Origin of the sequence: Pseudactinotalea terrae (assembly GCF_009733845.1) — a bacterium.
Taxonomy (GTDB): domain Bacteria; phylum Actinomycetota; class Actinomycetes; order Actinomycetales; family Beutenbergiaceae; genus Pseudactinotalea; species Pseudactinotalea terrae.
The window spans coordinates 633,658-653,612 of sequence record NZ_WNXZ01000001.1 but is presented as its reverse complement, the minus strand read 5'-3'; the positions used below and the strand labels follow the sequence as shown (position 1 = coordinate 653,612).

Sequence of the window (19,955 nt, the reverse complement as noted above, 5' to 3'; positions counted from 1 at the left end):
GTGTGTGAGCCGCGTCATCGCGGCCGACCTCGGCGAGAATGGCAGGCATGGCCCGCCGCCCCTCCGCCGAACCGCCGCCGCAGGACACGAAGATCGTCGACGTCGACGTGTCCACGGAGATGCAGACCTCGTTCCTCGAGTACGCCTACTCCGTCATCTACTCCCGGGCGCTCCCCGACGCCCGTGACGGCCTCAAGCCGGTACAGCGGCGGATCCTCTACCAGATGGCCGACATGGGGCTGCGGCCCGACCGCGGCCACGTCAAATCGGCTCGCGTGGTCGGCGAGGTGATGGGCAAGCTGCACCCCCACGGCGACACCGCGATCTACGACGCCCTGGTGCGCATGGCGCAGCCGTTCACGCTGCGGCTGCCGCTGATCGACGGCCACGGGAACTTCGGGTCTCTTGACGACGGCCCTGCCGCGCCCCGCTACACCGAGGCACGCCTCGCGCCGGCCGCGATGGTGATGACCGGGGACCTCGACTCCGACACCGTGGACCTGGTCCCGAACTACGACAACTCGCTGAAGCAGCCCGAGGTCCTCCCCGCAGCCCTGCCCAACCTGCTGGTCAACGGCGCCTCAGGGATCGCCGTCGGCATGGCCACGAACATGCCCCCGCACAACCTCATCGAGGTCGTGGCGGCAGCGCGGCACCTGATCGAGCACCCCGATGCCGATCTCGAGGCGCTGATGCGGTTCGTGCCGGGGCCGGACCTGCCCGGTGGCGGCAAGATCATCGGTCTCGAGGGCATCCGTGACGCCTATGCGACCGGCAGGGGCAGCTTCCGCACCCGTGCCACGGCTCGGATCGAGAACATCACCCCGCGACGCAAGGGCATCGTCGTCACCGAGCTGCCGTACCTCGTGGGGCCGGAACGGGTGATCGACAAGATCAAGGACGCGGTCGTCGCGAAGAAGATCCAGGGGATCGCGAACGTCACCGACCTGACCGACCACCAGAACGGGCTGCGGCTGGTCATCGAGATCAAGAACGCCTTCAACCCCGAGGCGGTGCTGACCGAGCTCTACCGGCTCACGCCCATGGAGGAGTCGTTCGGGATCAACAACGTGGCGCTGGTCGAGGGGCAGCCGCGCACGCTGGGGCTACGGGAGCTGCTCCAGGTCTACGTGGCGCACCGCATCGACGTCGTGCGTCGCCGCACGAGCTACCGGCTGGGCAAGCGCCGCGACCGGCTGCACCTGGTCGAGGGTCTGCTCATCGCGATCGCCGACATCGACGAGGTCATCGCGGTGATCCGCAGCAGCGATGACGCCGAGACCGCGCGGTCGCGCCTGATGACGATCTTCGACCTCACGCAGCTGCAGGCCGAGTACATCCTGGAGCTCCGCCTGCGCCGGCTCACGAAGTTCTCCCGGATCGAGCTCGAGACCGAGCGCGACGAGCTGAAGCGCGAGATCGAGGAGCTCGAAGCCATCCTCGGAGACGAGGCGCTGCTCCGCACCGTGGTCTCCGACGAGCTCGCCGACGTGGCTGCCGCGCACGGCACCCCCCGGCGCACCGTGCTGCTGGAGTCCAACGGTGGCACCGCGACGGCGGCGACCGCCAGCCGCCGCAAGAGCCCCGTCGACCTCGAGGTGGCGGACACCCCGTGCTGGCTGCTGCTCTCGGCGACCGGGCTGCTCGCGCGCACCGCCGACGACCGCGAACCCGCTCGGGAGGGACGGCGATCGGCTCACGACGCCATCGTGGGCATCGTCGCCGCCAGCACGCGCGGCGAGGCCGGCGTGGTCACCTCGCGCGGCCGGGTGGTCCGGCTGTCGGTGGTCGAGGTCCCAGGGTTGCCGCCCACCGACGGCCCCCCGAGCCTCTCGGGCGGGGTGCCGGTCCAGGAGATGGTGATGCTGGAGCCGGGCGAGCGCGTGGTGGGACTGGTCAGCCTGCTCGACGGCGAGGAACGCACCCTGACGCTCGGGACCGCCGGCGGCACGGTCAAGCGGGTCACCGCCGACCGCCCCGGCCGCGCCGACGAGTGGGAGGTCATCTCGCTCAAGGACGGCGACGAGGTCGTGGGCGTCGGGGCCGCGACCGACGAGGACGAGATCGTCTTCATCACCTCCGACGCCCAGCTGCTGCGCTTCTCCGCGGGCGTCGTCCGCCCGCAGGGGCGGGGCGCGGGAGGCATGGCGGGCATCCGGCTCTCCGACGGCGCCCGGGTGGTGCACATGAGCGTGGTGCGGGCGGCCGATCTCGAGAGTGCGATGGTCGCCACCGTCGCCGCAGCCTCGGACGCGCTTCCCGGCACGGTCCCCGGCTCCGCCAAGACCACACCGCTCGCGGTCTACCCCGGCAAGGGGCGCAGCACCGCGGGTGTGCGGGTGCAGCGGTTCCTGCGCGGTGAGGATGCTCTGTACGCGGCGGCGGTCGCACCGCAGCAGGTGCGCGCCGTGGGTGCGGGCGGTCAGCCGGTCGAGCTCCCCGAGGTCGACGAGCGGCGGGACGCCTCCGGTACGACGCTCGCGGCGCCCGTCGCCGGACTCGGCTAGGCAGAGGCTCCGCTAGGAGCTCGTGGCCGGTGCGTCCGCAGCCGGCTCGTCGGCGAACTGGGTCCGGTACAGCTCGGCGTACCGGCCGCCCAGCGCGAGCAGCTCGCTGTGGCGGCCGCGCTCGATGACACGACCGTCCTCGAGCACGAGGATGAGATCGGCTGCGCGGACGGTCGAGAGCCGGTGAGCGATCACGATGGCCGTGCGCTCGGTCAGCGCCTCGGCCAGCGCGGCGGTCACGGCTGCCTCGTTCGCGGAGTCCAGGTGTGCCGTCGCCTCGTCGAGGATGACGGCCCGCGGGGCCCGCAGCAGCAGCCGCGCGATCGTGAGACGCTGACGCTCGCCCCCGGACATCCGGTAGCCGCGCTCGCCGACCACGGTGTCGAGCCCGTCCGGCAGCGTCGCGACCAGCTCCGCGAGCCGGGCACGCTCCAGTGCTTCCCAGACCTGCTCGTCCGTGGCGTCGGGGGCGCCCAGCACGAGGTTCTCGCGGATCGTCGTGTGGAACAGATGACCGTCCTGGGTGACCAGACCCACGGCGGTGTGGAGGTCCTGGAAGGCCAGGTCGCGAACGTCCACGCCGCCCACCCGGATGCTGCCCTCCCCGACGTCGTACAGTCGCACCAGGAGCTGCGCGAGCGTCGACTTGCCGGCGCCGCTCGGACCCACGAGCGCGACGAGCGCGCCAGGCTCGGCACGGAAGCTGACGCCCTCGATCACCGGTTCGCCGCCACGGGTGTCGAGCACGGCCACGTCCTCCAGAGAGGCGAGCGAGACCTGGTCCGCGGAGGGGTACGCGAACGAGACGTCGTCGACCTCGATCGCGACGGGACCCTCCGGCGTCGGTACCGGCTTGGCGGGCTCACTCACGAGCGGCTTGAGCCCGAGGATCTCGAAGACCCTGTCGAAGGCGACGACGGCGCTCATGATGTCCACGCGGGCGCTCGCCAACGCTGTCAGCGGCGCGTACAGGCGGGTGATCAGCAGCGCGAGGGAGACGACCGCGCCGGTGTCAAGCCTGCCGGCGACGGCCAGCGAGCCGCCCAGCCCGTACACCAGGGCCAGGGCGAGCGCCGAGACCAGCGTCAGGGCCGTGACGAAGACCGTCTGCAGCATCGCGCTCCGCACCCCGATGTCGCGCACGCGGCGAACGCGGTCGGCGAACGCGCGGGACTCCTCCTCGGGTCGGCCGTAGAGCTTGACGAGGGTGGCGCCCGGTGCCGAGAAGCGCTCGGTGGCCTGGTCGTTCATGGCGGCGTTGTGGTCGGCGGCCTCGCGGCGCATCGCCGCGAGCCGCCGACCCACACGACGGGCCGGGAGCATGAAGATCGGCAGCAGCACCAGCGCGGCGACCGTCACCTCCCACGACAGGGTCAGCATCGCGGCCCCGGTGAGGATGAGCGTGACGATGTTGCCGACGACGCCCGACAGCGTGCTGGAGAACGCGCTCTGGGCAGAGATCACGTCGTTGTTGATCCGGCTCACGAGCGCGCCGGTGCGGGTACGGGTGAAGAACGCGATCGGCATGCTCTGGACGTGATCGAAGACCGCGGTACGCAGATCGGCGATCAGGTCCTCGCCGAGCCGGGCGGAGAACCACCGTGAGACGAGCCCGAGCGCCGCCTCGGCGACGGCGATCGCGGCGATCAGCAGCGCCAGCCGCACCACCACAGCGGCCGCCTCGTTGTCGGTGATCGCGTTGATCGCGTCGCCGGCCAGCAGCGGCGTGGCGACCGCCAGCGCGGCGACCACGACGCTCAGCGCCACGAAGATCGCGATACGAGACCGGTACGGCTTGGCGAAACGCCAGATCCGCGACAGCGACTCCTTGCTGAAGGGACGCTCGTCCATCGGTCGGTGCTGGGCGCGCCACATCGCGCTCCACGCTGCGCTCTCCATGCTCATGCCTTCGGCAACAGCGAGGCGGGCGCCGTCAGTACCAGCCGATGCCGGGGTTCGCTCCGAGCGAACGACCTAGAGGTCGATCGTGTACATCGTCGAGCCGCGGGTGGGCTCGAACTCGAGCTTGCTGTAGAGCCCGAACACCTCGCCGGGCTCTTGGGTGTCGACGCCGAGCGAGGCGTACTGCATGCCCGAGGTGGCGTAGGCGTGGAGGGCTTGGGACACCAGTGCGGTCGCGATGCCGCGCCCGCGCCAGTCCGGGCGCACCCCCAGCAGGTCGATATAGCCCTCGCTCCACCCCAGCGAAGGCCAGTCCTGCTCGTACTTGCTGGACAGCAGGTAGCCCACGACCTGCGCCCGGTCCGTCGTGCGGTCGAGCACGATGAAGCTCCACTCCGGCACGAAGTAGGTGCGTCCCTGCGCCCAGCTCTCAGCGGTCTGGGGCTCGGAGACCCAGTGCTCGGCGAAGGCCACGTTGTGCGCGAGCCTGACCTGTTCGTCGAGCTCGGCGGACCACGGCACGATCTCGAGCGGCCGCTTCAGGACCACCGGCGGGAGCGGCAAGGCCAGGTCACGGCGGAGCTCGGTGTAGTAGCGGCGCGGCTGGAACCCGCGGGTCGTGAGCATGTGGACCGAGTCCGGCATGCCCTCCTCGACGTGCACCACCAGTCGGGCCGGGACCGAGCGGTCGGACCGTGCGAGCAGCTGCCGGGCGCGGCCGAGCTCCCAGTCCAGCATCGCGGTCCCGATGCCGCGGTGGCGGTGTGCGGGGTCGACGCCGCCCTCGATGTGCACCCGCAGCGTGTGCGTGTCCGTCGGTGAGAGTGCGACGGCAGCGAACGCGACGAGTGAGCCGGCGGGGTCGAACCCGCCGAGGACGTTCGTCGGCTCGCTGTGCCAGTCGGCGACGTAACGCTCGTGCGTCTCCTCGAGCGCGGTGCGGTAGGGCGTGCTGTCGTGCTCCTCGATCCGGTGGAACAGCACGTGCAGCGCCGGGATGTCCGCCAGCTCGAGCCCACGCCAGTGCAAGCCCAGCTCGGCGGGCGGTGGATCCAGCCGCGCAGGCGGGTCCACGCGCTCGCGCAGAGGTGGCAGGGAGCTGGTCATGAGGTCCAGATGTCGGAGGTCACCGGGGCACGGTCGTCGGGTCGGGACCGGTGGCCGGTCCTCCTCCAGTGTGCCTCATGGTGGTTGCTGCTGCGCTCCCGGGCGGGAATCAGGCGTCGATCCGGTCGCGATCGAGACGTTCGGCCCCCGCGACGATGAAGTCCTTCCGCGGCGCCACGTCGTTGCCCATGAGCAGCTCGAAGACGGTCTCGGCGTGCTGCAGCGCGGACTCGTCGGCCATCGTGATCTTGCGCAGCGTGCGACGACCCGGGTCCATGGTCGTCTCGGCGAGCTGACGGGCGTCCATCTCACCCAGGCCCTTGTAGCGCTGGATCGGCTCCTTGTATCGCCGGTTCGACCGTTCGAGCCTGCTGAGGATCTTCGCCAGCTCCGGCTCCGAGTAGGTGTAGAGGACCTCGCTCTTGGCGCGCCCGTGCGCCGGGATCTCGACACGGTGCAGCGGCGGCACCGCCGCGAACACGCGACCCGCCTCCACGAGCGGGCGCATGTACCGGAAGAACAAGGTGAGCAGCAGCGTACGGATGTGCGCGCCATCGACATCCGCATCGGTCATCAGCACGATCTTGCCGTAGCGCACAGCCTCCAGATCGAAGGTCCGGCCCGAGCCGGCGCCGATCACCTGGATGATCGCGGCGCACTCGGCGTTCTTGAGCATGTCGGCCAGGGACGCCTTCTGGACGTTGAGGATCTTGCCCCGGATCGGCAGCAACGCCTGGAACTCGCTGGACCGCGCCAGCTTGGCGGTGCCGAGCGCCGAGTCGCCCTCCACGATGAACAGCTCTGAGCGACTGACGTCGTCGGTACGGCAGTCGGCCAGCTTGGCCGGCAGCGTGGAGCTCTCCAGGGCGGTCTTGCGACGCGAGATCTCCTTCTGCGTACGGGCCTGGATGCGTGCGCGCATCTCGCCGACGACCTTCTCCAGCAGCAACGCCGCCTGCGTCTTCACGGTGCGGCTCGAGGAGGTGAGCAGCTTGGTGAGCTCGCCCTCGACCACCTTGCTGACGATCTGGCGCACCGGAGCGGTGCCGAGGACCTCCTTGGTCTGGCCCTCGAACTGGGGCTCGGGAACCCTGACCGTGACGACGGCGGTGAGCCCGGCGAGCGCGTCATCCTTCTCGATGCGCTCCTTGCCGTCCTTGGCAGAGATCTTGAGCCGCCGGGCGTTCTCCTCGACCTGCTTGCGGATCACCTTGAGCAGCGCCTGCTCGAAGCCCGTGAGGTGGGTGCCACCCTTGGGGGTGGCGATGATGTTGACGAAGCTGCGCACCTCGGTGTCATAGCCGGTCCCCCACCGCACCGCGACCTCGACGGCGCACGTGCGCTCGACCTCCTGGGGGCGCAGGTGCCCGTTGTCGTCGAGCGACTGCACGGTCTCGGTGAACGTGCCGCTGCCGCGCAGCATCCACGTGTCGGTGGCTGCAGGATCGGAGGCGAGGTGGTCCACGAAGTCGACGATCCCGCCGTCGTGCCTGAAGACCTCCTCGACCGGACCCTCAGCGCCGGGGGTGCCGGGCAACCCACGCTCGTCGCGGATCACCAGCGTGAGTCCAGGGACCAGGAACGAGGTCTGGCGCGCGCGCGTCACGAGCTCGTCGTAGGAGAAGGCCGACGAGGCGGGGAAGATCTGCGGGTCGGCCCAGTAACGGATCCGGGTGCCGCTCGTGCCCCGCTTGGCCTTGCCGACCACCCGCAGCTCCGAGTGGTCCGTGAACGGCTGGAAGGGCGAGTCCGGCGAGACGCCCGCCTTGTCGTCGAAGACCCCCGGCTCGCCGCGGTGGAAGGACATCGCGTGGACCTTGCCGCCACGGTCGACCTCGACGTCGAGACGCGCCGACAGCGCGTTCACGACCGAGGCTCCGACTCCGTGCAGGCCGCCCGACGCGGCGTACGAGCCGCCACCGAACTTGCCGCCGGCGTGCAGCTTGGTGAACACGACCTCGACACCGGACAGGCCGGCGGCGGTGTTGTCGACCGGGATGCCGCGAGCCTGGTCACGAACCTCGACGGACCCATCGGGGTGCAGGATCACGTCGATGCGGTCGCCGTGACCCTCGAGCGCCTCGTCCACGGCGTTGTCGATGATCTCCCAGAGGCAGTGCATGAGACCGCGGGAGTCGGTCGACCCGATGTACATGCCCGGCCGCTTGCGTACCGCCTCGAGCCCCTCGAGGACCGAGAGGTGGCGAGCGGTGTAGCTGTCCGGGCGCTGCTTGGAAGCGGAGGTCGTTGACACCTCAGCATCGTAGGTCGCTGCGGCGACAACGCCTGGTTGCGGCACGCGTCGAGACCGGAATCGCGCCTCACGGACCCCGTGTGCCCCACCCGCACCAGCAGGAGCTCGAGCTGGTCGAGAGATCGGTCCTGTACGCGGTCAGCGGAATCGGCGCGTGGCACGGATGGATCGTCCGAGGTCGGTGGTTACATATCAACGTGAGCACCATGACCGCCGAACAAGCGACCCCGACCCTGACCGCCAACGACAGGTGCGATGCCTGCGGTGCGCAGGCGTACGTGCGAGTTGAGCTTGCCTCCGGAGGCGAGCTGAACTTCTGCGCCCACCACGCCCGTAAGCACGGCTCGGCACTCGAGACCGTGGCCTCGCACATCCACGACGAGACCGAGCGGCTCCACGCCGACGCAGCCACGACCGCAGCACGCTGAGGCGGCGCCCAGGCGCCCGCCGCGACAGCAGCGCACCACAGCACACGACGACCCGGCCCCTTCGACGGGGGCCGGGTCGTCGGCTGTTGTGCGGGCGAGGAGGCCGCACCTCCATGCGCGCTGCCCGAACCACCCGACCCGGTCGACTCAGCGGAGAACCGCAGCAGCGACCCGCAGCCGGCGGGCTTGCGCGCGCCAGGTGGGCAGCGGCGGCTTCGTGAGGGGCAGGCCGACGTGCTCCGCGATCTCTTCGACGACGGCGTCCAACCCGGCCTGGTCGTTGTCGACACGGTGCGCATCCATCTCGGACAGCGCCCGCACGCACCTGTCGATCTGCCGCATCGCCCAGCTCTCACGCCCGCGCAACCCCTCGAGCCGGCCGCGCAAGCGCCGCCGCAGGGTCTCGGGCGATGCGACGAGCGCGATGTGCCGGACATCGTGGCCCAGCGCGCCCAGACCGCCGTGGATCTCCTCGAGGTACGCGGGCTCGACGAGCGTCATCGGCACGACAGTCGCGGCGCACTGACCTGCGCTCTCGACCCGGTCGAGGATCTCGACGACGCCGGACCGCCAGGCCGCGATGTCCTGGAAGTCCACGCGTTGCCCCGGGGGAAGCGTGCGCTGCAGCCCGAAGCCGGCGATCTCGGGATCGACGAGAACCGAGTCCTCGGTGCGTCGCACGAGCTCGTACGCCGTGTGGGTCTTGCCGCCTCCGAAGGCTCCGTTGATCCAGACGATCACTGCGCGTCGGTGCTCTCGCGGGCCCGCAGCCGATCGGCGTCCCGGATGCCCGCCCTGACCGCGAGCCTGATCAGCCAGTACAGAGCCAGGACGGCCAGAGCGGCAAGAATCGGGTAGATCAGCAGGACCAGGTGCCACGCCTGCAACCTCATGGCTTGCTCCCATCCCCTGCACCGTCACGTCGGGCGTCGCGTAGCGCGTCACGGGTGCCGAGCCGCACCGCCCGTCGGATCAACCAGTAGCCGGCCACGACTAGCGCGGCCACCATGACGAGGATCAGGATCTCCTCGACCGCCATCGCTCACTCCCCCTGCTCGCCCTCGTCCCACACGATAGCGATGGCGCGTGGGCCCGACAGCGAAACGGCCCGACACCGCATAGGTGCCGGGCCGTCGTCGTGCTGTGAGTCAGTCCAGGTAGTCGCGCAGGACCTGCGACCGGCTGGGGTGGCGGAGCTTGCTCATCGTCTTGGACTCGATCTGGCGGATCCGCTCGCGCGTGACGCCGTAGACCTTGCCGATCTCGTCGAGCGTCTTCGGCTGACCGTCGGTCAGGCCGAACCGCATCTGCACGACGCCGGCCTCACGCTCGGAGAGCGTGTCGAGGACCGAGTGCAGCTGCTCCTGGAGCAGCGTGAACGACACGGCATCGGCAGGCACGATCGCCTCGGAGTCCTCGATCAGGTCACCGAACTCGGAGTCACCGTCCTCGCCGAGCGGGGTGGCGAGCGAGATCGGCTCACGGCCGTACTTCTGGACCTCGACGACCTTCTCGGGCGTCATGTCGAGCTCCTTCGCCAGCTCCTCCGGCGTGGGCTCGCGGCCCAGGTCCTGGAGCATCTGGCGCTGCACGCGGGCGAGCTTGTTGATGACCTCGACCATGTGCACCGGGATGCGGATGGTGCGGGCCTGGTCGGCCATCGCGCGCGTGATCGCCTGCCGGATCCACCAGGTGGCGTACGTGGAGAACTTGTAGCCCTTGGTGTAGTCGAACTTCTCAACGGCGCGGATGAGACCGAGGTTGCCCTCCTGGATCAGGTCCAGGAACAGCATCCCGCGGCCGGTGTACCGCTTGGCGAGCGAGACGACCAGGCGCAGGTTGGCCTCGAGCAGGTGGTTCTTGGCGCGGCGCCCGTCCTGGGCGATCCACTCCATCTCACGGCGAACCTTGCCCTCGAACTTGTTGGCCGGGTCGTTCAGCTTCTCCTCGGCGAACAGGCCGGCCTCGATGCGCTTCGCGAGCTCGACCTCCTGCTCGGCGTTCAGCAGCGCGACCTTGCCGATCTGCTTGAGGTAGTCCTTGACCGGGTCAGCGGTGGCGCCGGCGGTGACGACCTGCTGCGCGGGGGCGTCGTCGTCGTCGGAGTCGGAGTAGACGAATCCCGCCGACTCCTCGTCGCCCTCCTTGCCCTTGGTGGCGACCTCAGGGGTCTCGGCCGACTCCTCGTCGGTCTCGACCACGACATCGGTCTCGGCGTCGTCGGACACCTCGGCGTCGTCCTTGGCCTTCGTCGCACGGCTGGTCTTGGCGGTGCTCGCCTTCGACCGTGCCGGCGCCTTCGCCGCGGTCGTGGACGCCGGGCTGGTCGCGGCGGTGGTCTTCTTGGTCGTGGAGCGCGCAGCCGACTTGGCGGCAGCGGGCTTGGCGGTGCCCGTGGTGCGGCTCCGCGTGGTCTTCTTCGTGGCAGTCTCGGTCACGACGTTGGCGTCGTCAGGCATGGCGATGGGAAACCCTCTTCTTCACGGCGGGCACGACGATCTCGATTCCGGAACAGGTACCCCGGAAACGCAAGCACTGAAACATCGGCGGCGGGCTGGCGACTGCTAGGTCGCGGGCAGTCACCATTATAAACGCGGGGATCGTGCTGCTTTGTTCCACACCTCACGCATACGACTCCACGGGCGGGCAGGAGCACACCAGATGACGGTCGCCGAACGCCCCGTCGATGCGCCTCACCGGCGGCCAGTACTTGCCGATCTCCATGCCTGCGAGGGGGTAGACCGCCTGCTGACGTGAGTAGGGGTGCTCCCACTGGTTCACCAGGCTCGCCGCGGTGTGCGGTGCGTTGACGAGCGGGTTGTCGTCGCGTGGCCACTCCTGCGCCGCCACCGCTCGCGCCTCCTCCCGGATCGCGAGCATCGCATCGACGAACCTGTCGATCTCGCCGATGTCCTCCGACTCGGTGGGCTCCACCATCAGCGTGCCGGCCACCGGGAAGCTCATCGTCGGGGCGTGGAAGCCGTAGTCGATCAGGCGCTTCGCGACATCCTCGACCGTCACCCCGGACTCAGCCGTCAGCGGTCGCAGATCGAGGATGCACTCGTGGGCGACGAGCCCGGCCTCACCGCGGTACAGCACCGGGTAGGCGTCCTCGAGCCGTGCGGCCACGTAGTTCGCGGACAGCACCGCGTGTGCGGTCGCGGACCGCAGGCCATCGCTGCCCATCAAGCGGATGTAGGCCCAGCTGATCGGGAGGATCGACGGCGAACCGAACGGTGCGGCGCTGACCGCGCCTTCCGCCCGCCCCCCGCCGGGGGTGAGCGGGTGCCCGGGCAGGTACGGCGCCAGGTGCTCGGCCACGGCCACCGGCCCGACCCCCGGCCCGCCGCCCCCGTGCGGGATGCAGAAGGTCTTGTGCAGGTTGAGGTGCGAGACGTCGCCTCCGAAGGCACCGGGCCCGGCGACACCCACGAGCGCGTTGAGGTTCGCGCCGTCGATGTAGACCTGCCCCCCGGCAGCGTGCACGAGGTCGCACAGCTCCCCGATGCCGTGCTCGTAGACGCCGTGCGTCGAGGGATAGGTGACCATGATGCCGGCGACCCTGCCCTCGTGCTCGGCGAGCACGCGCCGCAGGTCCTCGAGGTCGATGTCCCCCGTCGGCGCCGTCGCAACCACGGCCACGCGCAGACCGGCCAGCACCGCGGACGCGGCGTTGGTGCCGTGCGCCGACGCCGGTACCAGGCAGACGTCACGCTCGTGCTCGCCGCGGGCCTGGTGGTAGCCCCGGATCGCGAGCAGACCCGCGAGCTCGCCCTGCGAGCCGGCGTTGGGCTGCACGCTGACGGCCGCATAGCCGGTCAGCGCGGCGAGCCAGTCCTGCAGCTGCTCGATCAGCTGGAGGTAGCCGACCACGTCCTCGGCAGGGGCGAAGGGGTGGATCCTGGCCAGCTCGGGCCAGGTGATCGCCGCCATCTCGGTGGCCGCGTTGAGCTTCATCGTGCACGAGCCGAGCGGGATCATGCCGCGGTCGAGCGCGTAGTCGGAGTCGGCCAGCCGGCGCAGGTACCGCAGCATCTGGGTCTCGGACCGGTGCGCGCTGAACACGGGATGGGACAGGTACTCGGTGGTGCGGACAAGGTCGGCGGGGATCGCCGGCTCCGTGCTGGGCGCTGCCGGCACGCTCGAACCGCCCACGGCCTCAGCGGCGGCGTCGAGCACGTCCTGCACGATCGCGGCGGTGGTGAGCTCGTCGCACGCGATGCTGACGAGGTCCTCCGCAGCGCGCCACAGCGTGATGTTGCGTGCGAGCGCAGCGGCGACGAACTCCTCGGCCATCTCGGTCCGCACGGTGACCGTGTCCACGTGGTGCTCGCTGGTGGGCGACAACCCCAGCGCCCGCAGCCCGGCGGCGAGCGAGCGGGCGTGCCCGTGCACCCGCTCCGCGATGGCCCGCAGGCCCTCGGGGCCGTGGTAGACCGCGTACATCGAGGCCATCACGGCCAGCAGCACCTGCGCCGTGCAGATGTTGGAGGTCGCCTTCTCGCGGCGGATGTGCTGCTCGCGGGTCTGCAGCGCGAGCCGCAGCGCCTGGGCGCCGTCGGCGTCCTTGGACACGCCCACGAGCCGCCCTGGCAGCTGCCGCTGCAGACCCTCGCGGACTGCCAGGTAGCCGGCGTGCGGGCCGCCGAACCCCATCGGGACACCGAAGCGCTGGGTGGTCCCGGCCACCACGTCCGCCCCCCATGCGCCCGGCGCCTCGATCAGCGTGAGAGCGAGCAGATCGGCAGCCACGACCACCAGCGCACCGGCCTCGTGAGCCGCCGCCACCCACGCCTCGAGGTGCGCACGCGCATGCACCGCGCCGCTGGCTGCCGGGTAGGACAACAGGACCCCGGCAGCGCCCTCCAGGTCGCCGGGGCCGGCGGCGACGTCCGCCTCGACCAGCTCGATGCCGACGGGCGCGGCGCGGGTCTCGAGCACCGCCTTGGTGGCCGCGAGGGTGTCGGCGTCGACCACGAACCGGGTGGCGCGCTTGTTGACGCGGTGCGCCAGCAGCATCGCCTCGGCCACCGCGGTGGCCTCGTCGAGCATCGACGAACCCGCCACAGCGGTACCGGTGAGGTCGATGACCATCGTCTGGAAGTTGAGCAGCGCCTCCAGGCGGCCCTGCGAGATCTCGGGCTGGTAGGGGGTGTACGCGGTGTACCAGGCGGGGTTCTCCAGCACGTTGCGCTGGATGACCGACGGCGTCACGGTGTCGTAGTAGCCCTGCCCGATCATCGAGGTGCGCACGGTGTTCTTGGCGGCGATCGCGCGCAGCTCAGCGAGCACCTCGGTCTCGGTCTCGGCAGCCGGCAGGTGCGCCTGCTCGGTGATGATGCCGGCGGGAATCGCTGCGCTGATCAGCTCCTCGACGTCGCGATGCCCGAGCAGCTCGAGCATGCGCGTCCGCGCGGCGTCGTCGATCCCGATGTGACGATGGACGAACTCCCCCGCCATGCCTCAGCCCTGGTCGGTCAGTGCGGTGTACGCCTCGGCGTCCAGCAGCGGGCCCTCGGCCTCGACGGTGACGGCGAACAGCCATCCCTCGCCGTACGGGTCGGCGTTGACCACCTCGGGAGCCTCGACAGCGGCGTCGTTGATCCTCGAGATCGTGCCCGTCACCGGCGAGTAGAGCTCGCTCACGGACTTCGTGGACTCGATCTCGCCGCAGGGCTGACCGGCCACCACCTCGCTGCCGACGGCGGGGAGGTCGAGGTAGACCACGTCACCCAGGGCGTCGGTCGCGTAGGCGGTCACGCCCACGGTCGCGGTGCCGGCGTCGAGCTGGACCCACTCGTGCTCGGCGGTGTACTGGCGGTCGGTGGGGATGCTCATCTCAGATCGCGTCTTCCGTCGTGGGGTCGCCCAGGCTGTCAGGCCGGGCGTCGGTAGAAGGGTAGTTCGACCACGGTCATGGGTTGGCGCGTCCCCCGGACATCGGCCTCGAGCCGCGCGCCCACCTCGGCCGGCGCACCGACGAGGGCGATCGCGATCGGGTGGCCGAGGGTCGGCGACAGCACGCCCGAGGTGATCGCACCGATCTGGGTGCCGTCCCCGTCGATGACCGCCGAACCTGCGCGAGCGGCACGGCGACCCGACCCGACCAGGCCGATCAGGTGCCTGCTCGAGGGACTCTGGGCCCGCGCGACGAGCGCGTCCCGGCCCACGAACTCGTGGTCGAGCTTGACCACGCGGCCGAGCCCCACCTCGTCGGGTGTGGTGTCCCGCGTGAGCTCGTTGCCGTACAGCGGCATGCCGGCCTCGAGTCGGAGCGTGTCCCGGGCAGCGAGCCCGGCCGGCACCAGCCCGGCGCTCTCGCCGGCGCCCAGCAGCAACCGCCAGATACCGACAGCACCGTTCGCGGGGACGGCGAGCTCGAAGCCGTCCTCGCCTGTGTAGCCCGTGCGCGCGACCAGCGTGGGCACGCCGTCGACGGTGCCGTTGACGCTGGCGTAGTAACGCAGCGCATCGAGATCGACATCGAGGTGGGGTGCCAGGATCTCGGCTGCCCGGGGGCCCTGGATGGCGATCAACGCCCGATGCGGGGTGCGGTCGACGACCGAGCACTGCAGCCCCCCGCTGCGGAACGTCAACGCGTCCAGCACCGTGTGCCGGTTGGCGGCGTTGGCGATGACCAGGTACTCGTCGGCGGCGAAGCGGTAGACGATCAGGTCATCGATGATCCCGCCGTCCTCGGCGACGATCACCGTGTACCGAGCGCGCCCGTCGGCGAGCTGGGACGGGATGCTGACCAGCGAGCGGTCGAGGGCGGCCCCCGCCTCGGGACCGTTGACCTCGATCTGGGCCATGTGCGACAGGTCGAACAGGCCGGCGGCCGTGCGGACTGCGTGGTGCTCGGCGAGGTCGCCCGCGTACCGGAGCGGCATCTGCCAGCCTGCGAAGGACGTGAGCGTGGCTCCAGCCGCGACGTGCTCGCCGTGCAGCGGTGTGCTCAGGTCCTCGCTCATGCCGTGCGTGCGGGCTTCACAGCAAGCACCGGGCACGTGGCGTCGAGAAGCACACGCTGGGCGTTCGAGCCGAGGATCAGCTTGCCGACGGGCGAACGACGACGCAGCCCGATGACGATCAGCTCGGCGTCCAGCTGTTCCGCCACCTGCATGAGGTCCTCGGCCACGTCGGAACCGGCCGACTGTCGTACCTCGTGCTCGAGAGTCGTCTGCGACAGCGTGGACTCCGCTTCCGCGACGGCGGCCGCGAGCGTGGCGGACTCGGTGCCGCGCCGCTCGTGGGCGACCACGACGAGCTTGAGACCTCGGCGGGTGGCCTCGGCGATCGCCGAGTCCAGGGCCGCTCTGCCCTCGGGTGTGGGGACGAAGCCTGCGACGACCGGCACCACGCACCTCCATCCATCCTCGGTGGCGTTCTGCCGAGGGTAGCGCGTCAGCGAGCGGCCGGGGACACCCATGGTTGCGGCAGCGCCCACCCTGGCCGCACGCCGCCCGCGAGCACGTCGTTGAGCAGCTGGCCCAGGGAGCAGCCGGGGTCCTCCTCGAGGCACTGCCGCATCAGCACGTCGGCCCGTGCTCCTTCCCCGGACCACCACGCCAGCCAGCCGAGCATGGCCAGCGCATACCCGGCGCGGCCAGGTGCCGCATGCCTGACGATCTCGGTCAGCACGACCCTCGCTGACTCCAGGTGGGACGGGTCCGGGACCTCCAGCTCGCCGGTGACCATGCCGGCGAAACCCGTGAGGACCTCCTCGGCGCCGGGGTCGCCGCGCTCGCCGCTGACCGTCCACGTGACGATCGCGTCGCGCAGCAGCGGATCGGCCATGGCCACGCCCAGCCGCCCCGCCACCGCGGGCTCCGGCGACCACGGTCCCCTGGACCGGGATCGCGAGGCCGCCTCGGCGAGGGCGATACCGAAGGTGTCCAGCATCCGCCGCCGCCAGCGGGGCAGGGCAGCGGCAGCACGCTTGCGCATCGCCTGTCGCTCCTTGTCGCCCGCGCGGGTCGCGGCAGCAAGGCGCTCAGCGTCGATCAGGCGGGGGCAGCCGAGTGCCTCACGGCTCGGCGCGAGGTTCTCCCCCGCCAGCACCATCCGCGCGGCGATCGCGGTCTCGCTCAGCCTCTCGAGCGACTGGCCCTCCGTCGGGCAGCACGCCGGGCGCCGGCACTCCACGCACATGAAGCTCGTGGACGAGACCACGAACGCCTCGCTCGGATGCGTGAGCGGCATCACCTCCAGCCATTCCGCGAGGGCACGCCCGGCGGAGCCGCGCCCCGCTCGCACATCCGCGAACGGGCTGTCGGTATAGACCACGACGAAGGCCGAGATCGTGGGGTCGCACAGCATCTGGGCGCGGATGCCGGCGGCAGCGGTCGCGAGCACCCCCGGGACCGCGAGGTCGTCGAGGTCGAGACGCGCAGCGAGGCCGAGCTCGATCCCGTCCGGAGCCTCGAGCACCGTGACCATGGCGAGCGACTCGGTGGGGACGTACCCGAAACGGTACGGAAGATAGGCGAGGAGCTCCTCGGGGCGGTCGAGGCTGACGGTGGTGGGTTCGATGTCCATCACCAGATACCAGCGTGCTCCCTGGGTCGCCCGCAGGGGTGGGGCGGGGGTGCTGTGGACAGCGAGGCATCAGGCTGCACCTGTGGACGGCGCCTCTCCCGCGTGACGGCGACCGGCCCGCGCGTTCACCGGTACTGTGACGATGTGCAGGATTCGACCGCCCCGCTTCGTCCGGCGGTCACCGCCGAGGTCCTGGGGTCATGGCGTCGGCTGGCGGGTTCGTTCGCCTCGGTCGGCCCCGAGGTGGCCGCCCTCTTCGACGTCGGTGCCGACCTTCTCGCGCACGGCAAGCGGCTGCGCGCCGCGTTCGCATCGGCCGGCTGGCGCGCCGTGGGCGGTGAGCCGCTCGCAGCCGCCGAGGTTCGCCTGGGCAGCGGGCTCGAGCTGTTCCAGGTCGCCGCCCTCGTGCACGACGACCTCATGGACGGCTCCCTCACGCGCCGCGGCCGGCCCTCGGCGCACCGCCAGCTCGCCGCGCACCACGACGAGGTCGGTCTCGTCGGTGGCGCCACTCGCTTCGGTGAGGCCGGCGCCGTGCTGCTGGGCGACCTGCTCCTCGTGGCGTCCCAGACGGTGCTCGACGACGCGCTCGGCCTGGTCGGCACCACCGCCGGCGCACGCGGTCGCCGGCTCATCGAGGAGATGATGTCGGAGGTCACCGTCGGGCAGTTCCTGGACATCTACGCACAGTCCGCTCCCTGGGCCGACAACCCCGCCATCGACGTCGACCGCGCACGCCGGGTGATCCGCGCCAAGTCCGCGCGCTACAGCGTCGAGCACCCGCTGGCGATCGGGGCCGCGATGGCTGGAGCGGACGACGCGACGCTCTCTCGTCTGCGCGCCGTCGGCCTGCCCATCGGTGAGGCCTTCCAGCTTCGTGACGACGTGCTGGGCGTCTTCGGCGACCCCGACACGACCGGCAAGCCCGCGGGTGACGACCTGCGCGAGGGCAAGCGCACGGTGCTGGTCACGCTCGCCATGACCCTCGCGAACGAGACCGACCGACTCACCCTGCGGGGCGCCGTCGGCAACCCCGACCTCGGCCCCGACGACATCGACCGGCTCCGGGCGATCCTCACCTCCTCCGGGGCGCTGGGCGCCGTCGAGGAGCTGATCGCCGAGCGATACCAGGCGGGACTGGTCGCCCTCGCCGAGAGCGGGCTCGCCCCGGACCCGCAGGCCCACATCGCGGCGCTCGCCAGCGCCGCGATCGAGCGGACCTCCTGACCGCCAGCGGTCAGAACGCGAGCGACTGCGCCGCCCGGCGCACCGCGTGCGTCCGCAGGTCGATCAGCGCCTGCACGGGCGTCGTGCCGAGCTCGTCGTTGTGCCGGAACAACCAGGCAACGATCTCGTCGTCCGCGTAGCCGGCGTCCGCGAGCTGGATCACGCTGCCGCGCAGCCCGGCGATGATCATCCGCCCGCCGTCGGGATCATCGATCACGAAGGCGCTCGGGATCACCGGGGCGCGGCCACCGCGCCGCACAGCGACCACGGACCGGTCGGAGATCATGCCCCGCACGTCGCGGTCACGGACGCCGAGGGCTGCCGCCACCTCGGGAATGCTCGACCACTCGATCTTCTCGAGGCCTTCCGGCTCGCCGCTCCCCGCCACCGCTTCACTCATACGGACGAGCGTAGAGCCTTCGCGCCGCCGCCGGCCGGCATGCCCGTGCGAGCGTTCTGTTACTGTCACTTGTTGCACAACAGTCTCACTTGCCCCATACGACACTGGTGTCACGCACCAGCCGAGCCGGGGAGCTCAGCATGGCCATCCGCCGCACCCGTACACCCGTCCAGGTCGCCACAGGTCTGTCCGCCATCGGCGCCGTGACCGCAGCCGGCCTCGTCGGCGTCGTCTCACCAGCCGCAGCCGACAGCCCCACCGAGCCGTCGCAGCGCCCGGGGGCGCACACCCGCCCGGTGCCGATGCTGCCGTCCAGCGCCGAGCGCACGCACACCGTGCGCCTCGGTGAGACCGTCTCGGCGATCGCTGCGCGGTACGGCACGACGATCACCGCGATCGTGCAGGCCAACGACCTCAACGCCCGCGCGATGATCTACGTGGGGCAGGTGCTGACGATCCCGACCGCCGCGAGCTCCTCGAGCACCGCCACGTCCTCGGGCTCCGCCACCCCGGCGAGCACCTCGAGCACGCCCGGCACCTCGACGTACGCGGTCGCCTCCGGTGACACGCTCTCGGGCATCGCGGCCGCGCACGACACCACCGTGTCCCAGCTGATGTCGCTGAACTCCCTCAGCTCCTCGCTGATCCACCCGGGGCAGAAGCTGACCGTCACGGGCACCAGCGCGAGCACCTCGACGACCTCGAGCACCTCCAGCGCCGCGGCACCGGCCACGGGGTCCACGTACACGGTCCGCTCAGCGGACACCGTGTCAGCGATCGCCGCTCGCTTCGGCACCACGGTCGGCGCGATCATCGCCGCGAACGATCTCAACGCGCGCGCGTTGATCCGGATCGGGCAGGTGCTCACCATCCCGGGCGCAGCCACCACGACCAGCACCGCGGCCACGCCGCCGGCCACCTCGACCAGCACGAGCGCGGCGACGTCGTACACGGTGGCCTCCGGCGACACGCTCTCGGGGATCGCCGCGAAGCACGACACCACGGTCCGCGCGATCACGACCCTGAACGACCTCAGCTCCAGCGTCATCTACCCCGGTCAGGTGCTGAGGATCCAGGGCCAGCTCGTCCCGAGCACGTTCCTGCACTACACCTACCCCGATGAGACCGTCGCGGCTGCGAACCAGAACAAGCAGGAGCTCCTGGACGCCGGAGCGCCCAGCAAGCAGGAGATGCAGGACATCATCCGCATCACCGCTCAGCAGATGGGTGTCGACCCAGCCCTGGCGCTGGCCGTCGCGCAGCAGGAGTCCGGCTTCGACCAGACCGCCGTCTCCCCCGCCAACGCGATCGGCGCCATGCAGGTGATACCCACGTCGGGAGAGTGGGCCTCCGACCTGGTGGGCCGTGATCTCGACCTGCTCGACCCGCACGACAACGCCGTGGCGGGGGTGGCGATCCTGCGCTGGCTCGTGGGCAACGCCCCCGACCTGCCCACGGCCATCGCCAGCTACTACCAGGGCATGGGTTCGGTCAGCCGCAACGGCATGTTCTCCGACACCCGGCGCTATGTCGCCAATGTGCAGACGCTCATGACACGCTACGCCTGAACCGAGGTTGTGCGGGCGGGCGCT

At 70.9% G+C, this 19,955-nt stretch carries 17 protein-coding genes; 4 read left to right on the top strand and 13 right to left on the bottom strand.

The window, feature by feature from the left end:
* Nucleotides 1-47 precede the first annotated feature (47 nt).
* Nucleotides 48-2,507 (top strand): DNA gyrase/topoisomerase IV subunit A, encoded by a 2,460-nt coding sequence (locus GPA03_RS02950; RefSeq protein WP_156250489.1) that lies wholly within the window; start codon nt 48-50, stop codon nt 2,505-2,507.
* A gap of 12 nt (nt 2,508-2,519) precedes the next feature.
* On the opposite strand, the gene GPA03_RS02945 is transcribed toward GPA03_RS02950, so the two are convergent.
* The 3 genes from GPA03_RS02945 to GPA03_RS02935 form a co-directional block, all read right to left on the bottom strand.
* Nucleotides 2,520-4,412 carry an ABC transporter ATP-binding protein gene (locus GPA03_RS02945; RefSeq protein WP_156250488.1) on the bottom strand — a complete coding sequence of 631 codons (1,893 nt, stop codon included), beginning with the start codon at nt 4,410-4,412 and terminating at the stop codon, nt 2,520-2,522.
* Nucleotides 4,413-4,481: 69 nt separating this feature from the next.
* Nucleotides 4,482-5,516, bottom strand: coding sequence for a GNAT family N-acetyltransferase (locus GPA03_RS02940; RefSeq protein ID WP_156250487.1), 1,035 nt, complete (start codon nt 5,514-5,516; stop codon nt 4,482-4,484).
* Between the two features lie 109 nt (nt 5,517-5,625).
* A complete protein-coding gene (locus GPA03_RS02935) occupies nt 5,626-7,770 on the bottom strand; it encodes a DNA gyrase/topoisomerase IV subunit B (RefSeq protein WP_156250486.1) in 2,145 nt (714 codons plus the stop codon).
* Between the two features lie 206 nt (nt 7,771-7,976).
* Between GPA03_RS02935 and GPA03_RS02930 the strand changes: the two genes are divergently transcribed.
* On the top strand, nt 7,977-8,198 hold the full coding sequence (locus tag GPA03_RS02930; RefSeq protein WP_156250485.1) for a DUF7455 domain-containing protein: 222 nt from the start codon (nt 7,977-7,979) through the stop codon (nt 8,196-8,198).
* Nucleotides 8,199-8,345: 147 nt separating this feature from the next.
* Here GPA03_RS02930 and GPA03_RS02925 read toward each other — a convergent pair whose 3' ends face one another.
* The 9 genes from GPA03_RS02925 to GPA03_RS02885 form a co-directional block, all read right to left on the bottom strand.
* Complete coding sequence (locus GPA03_RS02925; RefSeq protein WP_156250484.1) at nt 8,346-8,939, bottom strand: AAA family ATPase; 594 nt, start codon at nt 8,937-8,939, stop codon at nt 8,346-8,348.
* Nucleotides 8,936-9,091, bottom strand: coding sequence for a hypothetical protein (locus tag GPA03_RS02920; RefSeq protein WP_156250483.1), 156 nt, complete (start codon nt 9,089-9,091; stop codon nt 8,936-8,938). The genes GPA03_RS02925 and GPA03_RS02920 overlap by 4 nt, the downstream gene beginning before the upstream one ends.
* The gene (locus GPA03_RS02915) at nt 9,088-9,237 is read right to left on the bottom strand and encodes a hypothetical protein (RefSeq protein WP_156250482.1); all 150 of its coding nucleotides are present in this window, start codon (nt 9,235-9,237) and stop codon (nt 9,088-9,090) included. The genes GPA03_RS02920 and GPA03_RS02915 overlap by 4 nt, the downstream gene beginning before the upstream one ends.
* Nucleotides 9,238-9,346: 109 nt before the next feature.
* Nucleotides 9,347-10,657: an RNA polymerase sigma factor gene (locus GPA03_RS02910; protein ID WP_241681057.1), complete on the bottom strand. Its 1,311-nt coding sequence runs from the start codon at nt 10,655-10,657 to the stop codon at nt 9,347-9,349.
* Between the two features lie 163 nt (nt 10,658-10,820).
* Nucleotides 10,821-13,658 (bottom strand): aminomethyl-transferring glycine dehydrogenase, encoded by a 2,838-nt coding sequence (gcvP, locus tag GPA03_RS02905; protein WP_156250481.1) that lies wholly within the window; start codon nt 13,656-13,658, stop codon nt 10,821-10,823.
* 3 nt (nt 13,659-13,661) lie between these two features.
* Entirely contained in the window at nt 13,662-14,036 is a 375-nt protein-coding gene (gene gcvH / locus GPA03_RS02900; protein WP_156250480.1) for a glycine cleavage system protein GcvH, read from the bottom strand.
* Between the two features lie 38 nt (nt 14,037-14,074).
* Entirely contained in the window at nt 14,075-15,169 is a 1,095-nt protein-coding gene (gcvT, locus tag GPA03_RS02895; protein ID WP_156250479.1) for a glycine cleavage system aminomethyltransferase GcvT, read from the bottom strand.
* A complete protein-coding gene (locus GPA03_RS02890; RefSeq protein WP_170296869.1) occupies nt 15,166-15,555 on the bottom strand; it encodes a universal stress protein in 390 nt (129 codons plus the stop codon). The genes gcvT and GPA03_RS02890 overlap by 4 nt, the downstream gene beginning before the upstream one ends.
* Before the next feature lie 47 nt (nt 15,556-15,602).
* A complete protein-coding gene (locus GPA03_RS02885; RefSeq protein WP_156250477.1) occupies nt 15,603-16,736 on the bottom strand; it encodes a DUF4192 domain-containing protein in 1,134 nt (377 codons plus the stop codon).
* Between the two features lie 144 nt (nt 16,737-16,880).
* Here GPA03_RS02885 and GPA03_RS02880 point away from each other — a divergent pair, with 144 nt between their 5' ends.
* Entirely contained in the window at nt 16,881-17,963 is a 1,083-nt protein-coding gene (locus GPA03_RS02880) for a polyprenyl synthetase family protein (RefSeq protein WP_156250476.1), read from the top strand.
* A 10-nt stretch (nt 17,964-17,973) separates the two neighbouring features.
* On the opposite strand, the gene GPA03_RS02875 is transcribed toward GPA03_RS02880, so the two are convergent.
* Nucleotides 17,974-18,363, bottom strand: a complete 390-nt coding sequence (locus GPA03_RS02875) for an Rv2175c family DNA-binding protein (protein ID WP_156250475.1) — start codon at nt 18,361-18,363, stop codon at nt 17,974-17,976.
* A 140-nt stretch (nt 18,364-18,503) separates the two neighbouring features.
* Here GPA03_RS02875 and GPA03_RS02870 point away from each other — a divergent pair, with 140 nt between their 5' ends.
* The gene (locus GPA03_RS02870) at nt 18,504-19,931 is read left to right on the top strand and encodes a LysM peptidoglycan-binding domain-containing protein (RefSeq protein ID WP_162458237.1); all 1,428 of its coding nucleotides are present in this window, start codon (nt 18,504-18,506) and stop codon (nt 19,929-19,931) included.
* The last annotated feature ends 24 nt before the right edge of the window (nt 19,932-19,955 follow it).